General features: G+C 58.4%; 10 protein-coding genes. 7 read left to right on the forward strand and 3 right to left on the reverse strand.

The window, feature by feature from the left end; translation table 11 throughout:
- On the forward strand, positions 1 to 1569 hold the full coding sequence (locus DBR00_RS00485) for a lytic transglycosylase domain-containing protein (protein ID WP_108486081.1): 1569 nt from the start codon (positions 1 to 3) through the stop codon (positions 1567 to 1569).
- On the opposite strand, the gene DBR00_RS00490 is transcribed toward DBR00_RS00485, so the two are convergent.
- Positions 1570 to 2994, reverse strand: coding sequence for an HDOD domain-containing protein (locus DBR00_RS00490; RefSeq protein ID WP_108486086.1), 1425 nt, complete (start codon positions 2992 to 2994; stop codon positions 1570 to 1572).
- Between the two features lie 167 nt (positions 2995 to 3161).
- On the opposite strand from DBR00_RS00490, the gene DBR00_RS00495 reads away from it, so the two are divergent.
- From DBR00_RS00495 to fabI, 6 genes are all read left to right on the forward strand, one after another.
- Positions 3162 to 4991, forward strand: coding sequence for an extracellular solute-binding protein (locus DBR00_RS00495; protein ID WP_177479856.1), 1830 nt, complete (start codon positions 3162 to 3164; stop codon positions 4989 to 4991).
- Positions 4988 to 6841 (forward strand): extracellular solute-binding protein, encoded by a 1854-nt coding sequence (locus DBR00_RS00500; protein ID WP_108486079.1) that lies wholly within the window; start codon positions 4988 to 4990, stop codon positions 6839 to 6841. Before DBR00_RS00495 ends, DBR00_RS00500 begins: the two co-directional genes overlap by 4 nt.
- A 1-nt stretch (position 6842) precedes the next feature.
- Positions 6843 to 7916, forward strand: coding sequence for a microcin C ABC transporter permease YejB (locus DBR00_RS00505; RefSeq protein ID WP_108486078.1), 1074 nt, complete (start codon positions 6843 to 6845; stop codon positions 7914 to 7916).
- Between the two features lies 1 nt (position 7917).
- The gene (locus DBR00_RS00510; protein WP_108486077.1) at positions 7918 to 8937 is read left to right on the forward strand and encodes an ABC transporter permease; all 1020 of its coding nucleotides are present in this window, start codon (positions 7918 to 7920) and stop codon (positions 8935 to 8937) included.
- A 1-nt stretch (position 8938) separates the two neighbouring features.
- Complete coding sequence (locus DBR00_RS00515) at positions 8939 to 10546, forward strand: ABC transporter ATP-binding protein (protein WP_108486076.1); 1608 nt, start codon at positions 8939 to 8941, stop codon at positions 10544 to 10546.
- 116 nt (positions 10547 to 10662) lie between these two features.
- Positions 10663 to 11457 (forward strand): enoyl-ACP reductase FabI, encoded by a 795-nt coding sequence (gene fabI, locus DBR00_RS00520; RefSeq protein WP_108486075.1) that lies wholly within the window; start codon positions 10663 to 10665, stop codon positions 11455 to 11457.
- 117 nt (positions 11458 to 11574) lie between these two features.
- Here the strand turns inward: fabI and DBR00_RS00525 are convergent, their stop codons facing one another.
- Positions 11575 to 13452 (reverse strand): SurA N-terminal domain-containing protein, encoded by a 1878-nt coding sequence (locus DBR00_RS00525; RefSeq protein WP_108486074.1) that lies wholly within the window; start codon positions 13450 to 13452, stop codon positions 11575 to 11577.
- 217 nt (positions 13453 to 13669) lie between these two features.
- Complete coding sequence (gene hupB / locus DBR00_RS00530; RefSeq protein ID WP_010490206.1) at positions 13670 to 13942, reverse strand: nucleoid-associated protein HU-beta; 273 nt, start codon at positions 13940 to 13942, stop codon at positions 13670 to 13672.
- Positions 13943 to 13968: the final 26 nt, after the last annotated feature.

The following is a 13968-nucleotide window of genomic DNA, read 5'->3' on the forward strand; positions in this document are numbered from 1 at the left end:
ATGCCTCTATCACCACGCAAGACCTTGAATTTAAAGGCATTGATACAATGCGCTCAGACGCTTGTGGTGATCATGTGCATGGTCTTGGCCGGCTGCCAAACCACTAGCAACTATCGCCACGACAGCGGTCGCGATACCGATCGCGCAGTAGGTCTGGAGCAGGAACCCGAGTGGCTCAGCAGCCAGGCCTCAGAGGTCCCCGATGAACCCAAAGACATCTGGGAGCGCGTACGCAGCGGTTATCAACTGCAAGACAGCATAACCCTCAACCCACGTATTGAGCAGCAACGCCTGTGGTTTGTCAGTAATCCATCGTTTGTCGAAAAAGCCGGCGAACGCAGCAGCCCTTATATCCATTTCATTGTCGAGCGCCTGGAAGCGCGCAACATGCCCATGGAACTGGCCCTGCTGCCGATTATTGAAAGCTCATATGACCCCATGGCCTACTCGCCAGCCGACGCGGTCGGGCTATGGCAGTTCATCCCCTCCACTGGGCGCAACTTCAACCTGCGCCAGACCAGCTGGTATGACGGCCGCCGCGATGTGATGGCCTCTACCGACGCGGCCATTAATTACCTGACACGCCTCAAGGAAATGTTCAACGGTGACTGGCTACTGGCGCTGGCCGCCTATAACGCCGGGGAAGGCCGTGTCAGCCGGGCGATTGAGCGCAACCAGAAACTTGGGCTGCCGACCGACTACTGGAATCTCTCGCTACCAAGCGAAACACAGAACTACGTGCCCAAACTGCTGGCCCTGTCTCAGGTGATCATGACGCCGCAGGCCTATGGGGTCAGCCTAAACCCCATCGCCAATGAACCCTATTTCGAGAAGGTCGAGTTCAAGCAGCGCATGGACCTGGCCCGCGTCGCCGCCATGGCCGATCTGGATGAAGATGAGCTTTACCTGCTCAACCCCGCATTCAAAAAAGGGATTACCCTCGATGGCCCACAGCATCTGCTGGTACCCACCGACAAGGCTGATCTGCTCACCGCCAACCTGTCACTGATGAAGCCTCAGGAACGAGTCGACTGGCAGCAATACCGCGTGCGCTCGGGCGACAGCCTGCACAGCATCGCCAATCGGCATCAATTAACGGTCAATACCCTCCGGGACATCAACAAACTGTCCAGCAACAACCTGCGCCTCGGCCAGGTTCTGAGCATTCCCACTCAGCCCGGAGTAACGCCACATGAACCACTGTTTCAGCGCCCAGTGGCACAGAGTCAGCCGGTACGCACCTACCGAGTAAAAAATGGTGACAATCTCTGGCTAATTGCCAAGCACCACAATGTGTCAGTCAAGGACGTGCAGCGCTGGAACAAGCTGTCCGGCAACAGCCTGCGCGTCGGCCAGGTACTGACCATGCAAGCCGGCCAGGCAGCTTCCGGGGGAAGCGGCGGCGCGCCCCGCAAAGGAGCCACCTACTACACAGTACGCCAGGGTGATTCCCTGTATCTGATCGCCAAGCGCTTCAAGGTACCGATGAAAAGCCTGCAGAACTGGAACCCCAGAGCCGGCAAGGCACTCAAGCCTGGGCAGACCCTGACTCTGTACAGCGTAAACTGATCAGGCCTTCTTGCTCATTGCGTCCAGGCAGCGCCCGGTCAACTGGGTAAAGCGCTGAAAAGCGACAAATTGCTCATGCTTCAGCGCCCGCCCTGATACCCGGCTATCGGCATACAGCAAGCCAATTTCGCGCGTTCCTGCCAACAGCGGCGCAATAAAGAACATGCCCTGTCCCAGACGCTGACGGATTGGCTGAGTGACCAATTCATTGAGGTTGTAACTGGCCGGCACCCCCATCCATAGCGCCTCTTTGTTACGCAGGGCATAGCTGAAAATATGCGGTTGCTCGGCTTGCTCAACCGGCAGGATAAAGTCATGCGCCCAACCGCCTGTGCCCTCACCGATCACCCGCTTGCAGCGAAAGCAACTCTGCCCGTCCGCCAGTACCACCAACATGATGCGCTCCAGCCCAGCGCCCTGATGCAGGCCCTTGAACAGGGTATCGAGCACCAATCCCAAATCGGCACGCCGCGAAACCAACAGCCCAAGGTCCTGGAGGGCTTGCTGCAAGATCAGCAGATCAGGTTGCAACAGCCGCGCCTTGCGCTGTTCCTGCTGCAGGCGAATCTGCTCCGGATCGGTATTGGGAATCAGCTTGCCTAGCTGGCCCACGCCAAAGGTGGCAGCCATCGCTACAGTTTCTTCAGCGCTGGCCAGCACCTGTTGCATAGCCTCCTGCGGGCTCACGCCGATAAAACCGGCCAGTTGCCCGACCAAAGCGTCCATGGCCGGTGAATCCCAGCCTTCAAGCGCCACCTGACTGATCTTCGCGCCAAGAGCCACGGCTTTGCCGGCAGGGTCATGCTGACTGCTCGACTGCAGCGCCAGACTCAGGGTATCGCCGAGGTTCCAGCTTTTCACCAAAGCCAAACTCATTTGCCGAAAACTGCTGCCCAGCACGCTCATCACCACTTCATCGGCATTTACACCCGGCTGCGCCAGGGCACTGGCCAATTCATCAGCCACTTCACCGGCGCAGCCCCAGAATGCCAGTTCACCCACGTTATGCAGCAAGGCGGCGATAAACACCTCCTCGTCACTTCGGGTAAGCACGTAGCCGGCAATATTGCGCGCCTGCACAGCGGCATGAAACGACTGCGCGAGCAATTCGGCGAGCTGCTCGCGAGAGCTGCGCGCCAACAGGCCATCAATCAGGCTGATCGACAGACCAATCTGGCGCACGTTATCAAAGCCAATCAGCACAATGGCCCGGGAGATGGTCCGAATGGGCTCTTGAGAGGGGTTGTAGAACACGCTGTTGCCGACGCGTAAGACCTTCGTGGTCAAAGCCGCATCCCGTAATAAGACATCGGCCAGTTGCTGCACCGAGGACGTGTGCCCCTGAGTCAAACGATGCAAGTCATGCACCACTGTGGCCAGAGCAGGTAATTCGGCTTGGTTGAAGCGATCAATCCATGACTGCAAACCATGGCAGGCTGTCAGCAAAATGATGCCCTCGCAGTGGATAGTCTGAGTGTAGTCAAAGTGCTCTCGTCACCGGCTCTCGATACGACCCTTTTTCCTGCTGATACAAGCTGTTAATGTGCCTGACCAGCAGCCCACAAGACGCCACGGATCGGATATTTCACTTGATACGTCCCCTCCTCTCGCTGTTTCTCTGCCTGGCCATCAGCTCATCTGCCTGGGCGACCCTGTATAAAAGTCACGGCTACGCTCAGTTTGGTGAGCTGAAATACCCTGCCAGTTTTACCCATTTCGCCTGGGTCAACCCGGAAGCGCCCAAGGGCGGCACGCTACGGATGATGGCCAACGGCACCTTCGACACGCTCAACCCTTATACCTTCAAGGGCAGCAGCCCGATCAGTACCGCCAACTTCCTGCAGTACGGCGTCAATGAGCTGAATGCGCCGCTGATGGTCGGCACCGGTGCCTATGACCCTTCAGGTGACGAGCCTGCTTCCAGCTATGGCTTGATCGCCGAGTCGGTGGAATACAGCGATGACCGCAGTTGGGTGGTATACAACCTGCGCCCCGAAGCACGCTTTCACGATGGCAAACCGATAACCGCCTATGATGTGGCCTTCTCCTACCGCCTGCTGCTCAAGGAAGGTCACCCGCAGTACCGCACCAACCTGCAGGAAGTCAAACGGGTCGATATCCTCAACCGCCACAGCATCCGTTTTGTACTCAAGCGCGCCGGCAACTCCCTACTGATTCTGCGCCTGGGCGAATTACCGGTGCTGCCGCAACATTACTGGAAAGATCGCGACTTCAAAGCCACCACCTATGAACCGCCGTTGGGCAGTGGCCCCTACCGTATTACCCAGGTCAGCCCCGGACGCAGTCTGCGCTTTGAGCGGGTCAAGGACTGGTGGGGCGCCAAGCTGCCGGTCAACCGTGGCAAATACAATTTCGACCGGGTCGACGTGGAGTTTTACCGCGACAGCCATGTGGCCTTCGAGGCCTTCAAGGCCGGTGAGTTCGACATTTATATCGAACAGCAGGCGAAGAACTGGGCCAACGGCTATCGCTTTCCGGCACTCAGCCGTGGTGAGGTAATCCGCGCCGAAATCCCGCACAAGATTCCTACCCAGTCCCAAGCGCTGTTTATGAACACCCGCCGCGAGGTGTTTGCCGAGCGCAAGGTGCGCGAAGCATTGGGCCTGATGTTCGACTTCGAATGGGCCAATCGCGCGCTGTTCAACAGCTCTTACACCCGCGCCCAGAGCTATTACCCCAACAGTGAATTCGCCGCCAGCGGTAAACCGGAAGGCGCCGAGTGGCTGTTGCTCTCGCCTTACCGCAAGCAACTTCAGTCACGCCTGTTCAGCGAACCGTTCAGCGTGCCGCAAACCGATGGCCGCGGCATCCCACGGGAAACCTTGCGCCGCGCCCTCGGTCTATTGGCCGATGCAGGCTGGAAGCCCTCCGGCCAGCGTCTGCTCAACAGTCAGGGGCAGCCCCTGCGCTTTGAAATATTGCTGGTTAACCCGAACCTTGAACGCATTCTCCAGCCCTTTACCGAAAACTTGGCCAGCATCGGTATCCAGGCCAGGCTGCGCACCGTTGACCGCGCGCAATACAAACAGCGCCTCGATCAATACGATTTCGACATGATTCTGGTCACCCTGCCACAAACCCTGAGCCCCGGCCTGGAACAGTCGCTGTATTTCCATTCGTCGCAAGCCAAGGTCAAGGGCGGCAGGAACTACGCCGGCGTTACCCACCCGGTGGTCGACGCCATGATCGAAAAACTGCTCTCGGCGCAGAACCGTGACGAACAAATTGCCGCTACACGCGCCCTTGACCGGATACTGTTGTGGCAGCACTACAGCATTCCGAACTGGTATATCGATTACCACCGCCTGGCTTACCGCAACCGATTTGCCTTCGTCACCACGCCACCCTACACCTTGGGCCTGCGTACCTGGTGGCTGAAATCCATGGAGAACGCTGAATGACCCATGCCGTGCGCGCCCTGATTATCCGCTTCAGCAGCCTTGCCCTACTTGGCGTTGCCGGCCTGGTCCTGGCCGGCCCCAAGCACGCACAGACCTTGTATGACGAACCGCCGAAATACCCTGCCGGCTTCCAGCACTTCGAGTACGTAAACCCGGATGCCCCCAAAGGCGGCACCCTGCGCCAAGCCGGGTTCGGCAGCTTCGACAGCCTCAACCCGTTCATTTCCAAGGGCGTTGCTGAAGAAAACATAGGCATTATCTACGACAGCCTGACACGCCCCAGTCTGGATGAACCCTTTACTGTTTACGGCCTGCTCGCGGAAAAAATCGAAAAAGCGCCGGACAACGCCTGGGTACGGTTCTACCTGCACCCCAAGGCCCGCTTTCATGACGGCCAACCGGTAACCGCCGAGGACGTCAAATTCACCTTCGACACCCTGATGAGCAAAGGCGCACCGATGTACCGCGGCTACTATGCCGATGTCGATCGGGTTGAAGTCGAAAGCCCACAGCGCGTGCGCTTTATTTTCAAACATGCCGGTAACCGCGAACTGCCGCTGATTGTCGGCCAGTTGCCAGTATTGCCCAAGCACTGGTGGGCTGAACGCGACTTCAGCAAAAGCGATCTCGACATCCCCGTTGGCAGCGGCCCTTACAAGGTGGCTGATGTTCAGGCGGGTCGTTCAATTCGTTATGAGCGAGTCAAGGAATGGTGGGGCCAGGACCTGCCGGTCAACCGTGGCTTCTACAATTTCGACACCTTGCAGTTTGACTACTACCGCGACAATACCGTCGCCTTGGAAGCACTCAAAGCCGGGCAGTTTGATTACTGGCTGGAAACCAGCGCGAAGAACTGGGCCACGGCCTATAACACTGCCGCGGTGGCCAATGGTCAGCTGATCAAGGAAGAGATCGCCAATCGCAACCCCACCGGCATGCAGGGTTTTATCTTCAATACCCGCCGCCCACAGTTCAGCGACCGCCGTGTGCGGGAAGCCCTGGGGCTGCTGTTTGACTATGAATGGACCAATCGTCAACTGTTCAACGGTGCCTACACCCGCACGCGCAGTTATTTCGACAACTCGGAACTGGCCTCCGTCGACCTACCCTCAGCGGATGAGTTGAAGCTGCTGGAGCCATTGCGCACGCAGATTCCATCCCAGGTATTTACCGACGAGTATCAGCCCTCGGTCACCGATGGCAGCGGCATCATTCGTGAGCAGCAGCGCCGCGCCTATCAACTGCTGCAGGAAGCCGGCTGGCGTGTCGATGGCGACAGGATGCTCGACAATACCGGCAAACCGGTGAGCATCGAATTCCTGCTGGCACAAACCGAATTCGAACGTATCCTGCTGCCGTTCAAACGCAACCTGGCCGACCTGGGCATTGAACTGGTGATCCGCCGCGTCGATGTATCTCAGTACGTCAACCGCTTGCGCTCACGTGACTTCGACTTGATCGTCGGCGGCTTCGCTCAATCCAATTCACCCGGCAACGAGCAACGCGAATACTGGCACTCCAGCAGCGCTGACAACCCCGGCAGCCGTAACTTTATCGGCCTCAAAGATCCAGCCGTGGACAGCCTGGTCGACGGGTTGATCAATGCCGATTCGCGGCAAAGCCTGATCGCCCACACCCGTGCCCTTGATCGTGTGCTGCTGTGGAGTCATTACGTGGTGCCCAACTGGCATATCAAGACCTGGCGCGTGGCTTACTGGAACCGTTTTGAGCACCCCAAGATCAGCCCGAAATACGACGTAGGCCTCTACACCTGGTGGGCCCGCGAGAAATCCCCTGAAGCGGCGGCCGACGAAGCTGCCACAAAAAACACTGTCGACGTGGAGCAATAAGATGCTGGCGTATATCGTTCGTCGGCTGCTGCTGATCATCCCCACGCTGTTCGGCATTCTGCTGATCAACTTCATCATCATCCAGGCCGCCCCCGGTGGCCCAGTTGAGCAGATGATCGCCAAACTGGAAGGCTTTGACGGCGCCACCAGCCGGATCGCCGGCGGCGGTGCCGAAGTCTCGGTGGCCGGTTCCAACTACCGCGGCGCCCAGGGCCTGGACCCCGAGCTGGTGGCGGAAATTGAGCGCATGTACGGCTTCGACAAATCCGCCCCGGAACGCTTCTGGCTGATGCTCAAGAGCTACGCGCAGCTGGACTTTGGCTCGAGCTTCTTTCGCGATGCCGAGGTCATCGACCTGATCATCGAGAAGATGCCGGTGTCGATCTCCCTGGGGCTGTGGAGCACGCTGATCATGTACCTGGTGTCGATCCCGCTGGGCATCGCCAAGGCCACTCGCCACGGCAGCGCCTTCGACGTGTGGACCAGCTCGGCGATCATCGTCGGTTACGCCATCCCCGCCTTCCTCTTCGCCATCCTGCTGATCGTGCTGTTTGCCGGCGGCAGCTACTGGGACTGGTTCCCGCTGCGCGGGCTGACGTCAAACAATTTCGACGAGCTGAGCTTTACCGGCAAGCTGCTCGACTATTTCTGGCACCTGGCGCTGCCCGTCACCGCCCTGGTGATAGGCAACTTCGCCACCCTGACGCTGCTGACCAAGAACAGTTTTCTCGATGAGATCAACAAACAGTATGTGGTCACGGCCCGAGCCAAGGGCCTGAGCAACAACCGCGTGCTCTATGGGCATGTGTTTCGCAACGCCATGCTGATCATCATCGCCGGCTTCCCGGCAGCTTTTATCGGTATTTTCTTTACCGGCTCCTTGCTGATCGAAGTGATCTTCTCCCTCGACGGCCTGGGCCTGATGAGCTTCGAGGCCGCGATCAACCGTGATTACCCGGTGGTCTTCGGCACCCTGTTTATCTTCACGTTGCTGGGCCTGGTGGTGAAATTGATCGGCGACATTACCTACACCCTGGTCGATCCGCGTATCGACTTCGAAAGCCGGGAGGGTTGAGATGAAACTGTCACCAATCAATCAACGCCGCTTCCAGCTGTTCAAGGCGCACAAACGCGGCTGGTGGTCGTTGTGGGTGTTCCTCGCACTGTTTTTCGTCACCCTCGGCGCCGAACTGATCGCCAACGATAAACCGCTGGTGGTGGGCTACGACAACGAGCTGTATTTCCCGGTATTCAAGCGCTACCCGGAAACCACCTTTGGCGGTGAATTCCCGCTGCAGGCCAACTACAAAAGCCCTTACATCCAAGAGCTGATCAAGGAAAAGGACGGCTGGATGATCTGGCCGCCGATCCGCTACAGCTACTCCAGCATCAACTACGACTTACAAGTGCCCGCCCCCGCGCCGCCCTCGGCGGAAAACTGGCTGGGTACGGATGATCAGGGCCGCGATGTACTGGCACGGGTGATCTACGGCTTCCGCATTTCGGTGTTGTTTGCTCTGACCCTGACCCTGGCCAGCTCGGTGATCGGCGTGTTTGCCGGCGCCTTGCAGGGCTTCTATGGCGGCTGGGTCGACCTGGCTGGGCAACGCTTTCTGGAAATCTGGTCAGGCCTGCCGGTGCTCTACCTGCTGATCATTCTCGCCAGCTTCGTACAACCGAACTTCTGGTGGCTGCTGGGCATCATGCTGCTGTTCTCCTGGATGAGCCTGGTGGATGTGGTGCGTGCCGAGTTCCTCCGTGGGCGCAACCTGGAATACGTGCGTGCAGCCCGTGCACTGGGCATGCAGAACGGCTCGATCATGTTCCGCCATATCCTGCCCAACGCGATGATTTCCACCATGACCTTTATGCCGTTTATCCTCACCGGCGCGATCGGCACCCTCACCGCACTGGATTTCCTCGGCTTCGGCCTGCCGCCTGGCGCGCCGTCACTCGGCGAGTTGGTGGCCCAGGGCAAATCCAACCTGCAAGCGCCCTGGCTCGGGATCAGCGCTTTTGCCGTACTGGCCTTGATGCTCAGCCTGCTGGTGTTTATCGGCGAAGCGGCGCGCGATGCCTTCGATCCGAGGAAATGACATGACCGACTCCAACACCCTCATCGAGGTCCGCGACCTGGCGGTCGAATTCGTCACCGGCAGCCTGAAACAGCGCGTGCTCGAAGGCGTCAACTTCGACATCAAGCGCGGCGAAACTCTAGCTTTGGTTGGCGAAAGCGGCTCGGGCAAATCGGTCACCGCGCACTCCATCCTGCGCCTGCTGCCCTACCCCCTGGCCCAACACCCCAGCGGCAGCATTCACTACGCCGGGCAAGACCTGCTCAAACTGAACGAGAACAAGCTGCGCGGTATTCGCGGTAACCGCATCGCCATGGTCTTCCAAGAGCCCATGACCTCGCTCAACCCGCTGCACAGCATCGAAAAACAGATCAATGAGGTGCTGGGCCTGCATAAAGGCCTGCGCGGCAAGGCGGCTACAGCGCGCACCCTGGAGCTGCTTGATCTGGTCGGCATTCCCGAACCGCACAAGCGCCTCAAGGCCTACCCACATGAGCTCTCTGGCGGCCAACGCCAGCGCGTAGTGATCGCCATGGCCCTGGCCAACGAGCCGGAACTGCTGATCGCCGACGAACCCACCACCGCCCTTGACGTCACCGTGCAGCTGAAGATCCTTGAGCTGCTCAAGGACCTACAGGCACGCCTGGGCATGGCCATCCTGTTGATCAGCCACGACCTCAACCTGGTGCGACGGATTGCTCATCGAGTCTGCGTGATGCAACGCGGACATATCGTCGAACAGGCGACCTGCGAAACACTGTTTAAAGATCCGCAGCACCCCTACACCCGTGAGCTGCTGGGCGCCGAACCCACGGGAGGCCCGGTCGATCAGCCACCGGGTAAAACCATGCTGGAAATCGACAACCTGCGCGTCTGGTTCCCGATCAAAAAAGGCCTGCTGCGCCGCACCGTCGATCACGTCAAAGCGGTAGACGGTATTCATTTCAACCTGCCGCAGGGGCATACCCTGGGCATCGTTGGCGAAAGCGGCTCAGGTAAATCCACTTTGGGTCTGGCGATCCTGCGCTTGCTCGGCAGCCAAGGCGGCATCCGCTTCCAGGGCCAGGCGATCGATAGCCTGTCGCAAGATGATGTACGCCCGCTGCGCCGGCAGATGCAGGTGGTGTTTCAGGACCCCTTCGGCAGCCTTAGCCCGCGTATGTCGGTGGGTCAAATTGTCGGCGAAGGCCTGCAAATCCACCGCATGGGCAGCGCAGCCGAACAGGAACAGGCGATTATCGACGCGTTGGTGGAGGTAGGTCTGGATCCGGAAACCCGCCACCGCTACCCCCACGAGTTTTCCGGTGGTCAGCGCCAACGCATCGCCATCGCCCGCGCCCTGGTACTTAAACCGGCGTTGATCCTGCTGGATGAGCCGACTTCGGCCCTCGACCGCACCGTGCAGCGCCAGGTAGTCGAGCTGTTACGCTCGCTGCAGGCCAAATACAACCTCACCTACCTGTTTATCAGCCACGACCTGGCGGTAGTCAGGGCCCTGAGCCATCAGGTGATGGTGGTCAAGCAGGGCAAAGTAGTCGAGCAAGGTCCAGCAGCACGTGTCTTTGCTGCGCCACAGAACATCTATACACAGCAGTTGCTGGAAGCAGCCTTTATGGCCCCAGCGAATTAACCGGCTATTGAAAAGCGCTGGCGATGCCGCCAGCGCAAGGTAAATACAGTGATGGCCACGCAGGTAGCTCTTCAACTGCCTGCCAATCCTTGTAGACAGGAAGAGGAACAACACACATGGGTTTTCTAAGCGGCAAGCGCGTACTGATCGTTGGCGTCGCCAGCAAACTGTCCATCGCCTCCGGCATCGCGGCAGCCATGCACCGTGAAGGCGCCGAACTGGCCTTCACCTATCAGAACGAAAAGCTCAAGGGCCGCGTCGAAGAGTTCGCCGCTGGCTGGGGCTCGAACGCAGATCTGTGCTTCCCTTGCGATGTAGCCAACGATGAGGAAATCGCCTCGGTATTCGAAGCCCTGAGCAAGAAATGGGACGGCCTGGATTGTATCGTTCACTCCGTGGGCTTCGCCCCGGGCGATCAGTTGGATGGCGACTTTACCAACGTCACTACCCGTGAAGGCTTCCGCATCGCCCACGACATCAGCGCCTACAGCTTCGTCGCCCTGGCCAAAGCTGGCCGCGAGATGATGAAAGGCCGCAATGGCAGCCTGCTGACCCTGTCCTACCTGGGCGCCGAGCGCACCATGCCCAACTACAACGTCATGGGGATGGCCAAAGCCAGCCTGGAAGCCGGTGTACGCTACTTGGCCGGCAGCCTCGGTCCAGAAGGCACTCGCGTCAATGCCATCTCCGCGGGCCCGATCCGTACCCTGGCGGCTTCCGGGATCAAGAGCTTCCGCAAGATGCTCGCTGCCAATGAAAAGCAGACCCCACTGCGGCGCAACGTGACCATCGAAGAAGTCGGTAACGCCGGTGCCTTCCTCTGCTCTGACCTGGCCTCGGGCGTCAGCGGCGAGATCATGTACGTCGACGGCGGTTTCAACACCACCGCCATGGGCGCCATGGAAGAGTAAGTGTGGCTGTGCAGGGAGACCAGCTCTTCCTGCGCCATCAGCACCGTTGCTGCCACGGATGGCAAGCATAAAAAAGGCCGCTTGAGTAAGCGGCCTTTTTACATTCAGCAGACTCGATCAGAAGCGCTCGATATCCGCTGTTTCTTCCAGCTGCTTGCGGAACGCAGCAAAGTCCTGCTGACCGACGCGTGAGGCGAGGAAGCGGCTGTACATGGCCTTATCCTCATCCGACAGCGCTTGCTCCGGCTGGCTCACACCATTCAGACGGATGATCATGAAATCGCCGTTGCTCAGGCTGATACCGGCGAAAGTTGGCTTGTCAGCAGCCTCAGGCTTGGGCATGCGGAACAACGCCTGCAGCACTGCCGGCTCAACGCCTTCCTGGCTACGCGTCGCGGCTTCGACCACGTTCCAGCCCTGCTTGGCATCGGCCTGAGTAACCGGCGTCTGACCTGCGCGCAGAGCAGTCAGCTGCTCTTCACCCCTGGCTTTAACGGCTTCGCTTGCACGAACCTTGGTCAGCTGAGCACGGATACTATCGGCAACCTGCTCAAGCGGCAGTTGCTCAGGTTTGTTGTGCTCTTTAACGCGCACCACCACCACGGTGTTCGGATCAAGCTCGATCACACTGCTGTTGCTACCGTCTTCCAGCACTTCATCACTGAACGCTGCCTGCACGACCTGGCGGTTAGCAGACACACCCTCAGCGCCGCCTTGACGGCCAAACGGTTCAGTGGTCTTAACCTGCAGACCAAGTTCCTGCGCCGGTTGACTTAGATCCGAGGCTTCAAATGCAGCGTCTTCAAGCTGTTTGGAAACCTCAACAAAACGCTGTTCAACCTGACGCGCCTTGAGATCTCGCTGCAGTTTATCTTCCAGACTGGCGAAGCTCGGCAATTCCGGCGCCTGGACGCCCAGGAGCTTAATCAGGTGCCAGCCGAACTCGCTGCGCACGGGTGCCGACACAGCATTCTCGCTAAGCGCATAGAGTGCTTCTTCGAAGGCCGGGTCATATACACCAGGACCGGCAAAGCCCAGATCACCACCGTCAACAGCTGAACCCGAGTCATCAGAAAACTCTTTGGCCAGCGCGGCGAAATCTTCCCCCTGTTCCAAGCGCTTCTGCACCTCGACCAGCTTAGCTTTGGCCTGATCGTCATTCAGCGTGTCGCTCACTTCAACCAGAATGTGAGCCGCACGACGCTGTTCGGCAAGGTTGGCAATTTCACTCTGATAAGCACTTTGCAAGGCTTCGTCAGTGACTTCTACCTGATCGAAGAAGGCATCTTTCTTCAGCTCGACATAGTCCAGCACAACCTGCTCAGGACTCATGAACTCTGCAGCTTGAGCATCGTAGTAAGCCTTGATGTCATCATCGCTAAGTGTCACCGCAGCCAGGTCTGCTTTCAGGGTCAGCGTGGCAAAGTCACGGGTCTGTTTCTCTAATGCCGCAAACGCTTGCACCTGAGCATCAGTGACGAAACTACTGTTGGCCAGACCTGCACGCAATTGGCCAATGAGCATTTCCTGCTCAAGCATCTGGCGGAATTGCAGGCGGCTGTAGCCCAGCTGACGAATCACCTGATCAAAGCGCTCCGCATTGAACTGGCCATCCACAAGAAACTCTGGCGTCTGCAGAACTACCTGGTCCAACGCCTGCTGCGAAAAGGCGAACTTGGCATCTTTGGCGCTCTCGAGCAGCAGTGTGCGCTCAACCAGGCCATTGAGGGCGGCCTCACGCAGCAGCTTCTCGTCCAGCAGGGAGGCGTCGAAATCGCGCCCCAACTGTTGCAGCAGCTGACGACGCTGCATCTCGACAGCCTGACTAAGCTCAACTGAGGTGATCTTTTCGCCATTCACCTCAGCGGCATTCTGACTGTTACTGGTGCTGGTAAAAATGGCATCGACACCGGTCAGAGCCATGAGCGCGACGATGATGGCGATAATGGTTTTGGCAATCCAACCTTGTGAATTGTCCCTGATGTTCTGCAGCATGCATCCCCCAGAACGGCTGTACAAAAAAGCAGCCGCGCAGTGTGGGTAAATTCCGGATAGAAGAAAGGCGCATCAGGGATGCGCCTTCTCGTAACTGGCAAAGCGGAGCGAACGCAAGCAACTGATTCGTCGTATTCAGTCAAATGTGATTGGCTGAACATCCCGCCTGCCTCAGATTAGCCATTCAGCCAACCTGCTAGGCAAAACAGAAAGAGGCTTAGTTAACAGCGTCTTTCAGAGCTTTGCCGGCTTTAAAGCCTGGAATCTTGGCAGCAGCGATGCTGATCGGGTTACCAGTCTGTGGGTTACGGCCAGTACGAGCAGCACGCTCTTTGACTGCGAAAGTACCGAAGCCTACCAGTACGACAGAATCACCAGCCTTCAGAGCGCCAGTAACGGATTCAATAACTGCGTCCAGCGCACGGCCGGCAACAGCTTTCGGGATATCAGCAGATGCGGCGATGGCATCAATCAGTTCCGACTTGTTCACTCTTAAGTCCCCTTAATTTCTGTTGA

The organism is Pseudomonas sp. HMWF032, assembly GCF_003060885.1.
Taxonomy (GTDB): domain Bacteria; phylum Pseudomonadota; class Gammaproteobacteria; order Pseudomonadales; family Pseudomonadaceae; genus Aquipseudomonas.

Coding starts and splice junctions, on each gene's coding strand:
- DBR00_RS00505 (WP_108486078.1), top strand. CDS start 6,843: ATGCTGGCGTATATCGTTCGTCGGCTGCTGCTGATCATCCCCACGCTG.
- DBR00_RS00485 (WP_108486081.1), top strand. CDS start 1: ATGCCTCTATCACCACGCAAGACCTTGAATTTAAAGGCATTGATACAA.
- DBR00_RS00515 (WP_108486076.1), top strand. CDS start 8,939: ATGACCGACTCCAACACCCTCATCGAGGTCCGCGACCTGGCGGTCGAA.
- DBR00_RS00500 (WP_108486079.1), top strand. CDS start 4,988: ATGACCCATGCCGTGCGCGCCCTGATTATCCGCTTCAGCAGCCTTGCC.
- DBR00_RS00510 (WP_108486077.1), top strand. CDS start 7,918: ATGAAACTGTCACCAATCAATCAACGCCGCTTCCAGCTGTTCAAGGCG.
- fabI (WP_108486075.1), top strand. CDS start 10,663: ATGGGTTTTCTAAGCGGCAAGCGCGTACTGATCGTTGGCGTCGCCAGC.
- DBR00_RS00525 (WP_108486074.1), bottom strand. CDS start 13,452: ATGCTGCAGAACATCAGGGACAATTCACAAGGTTGGATTGCCAAAACC.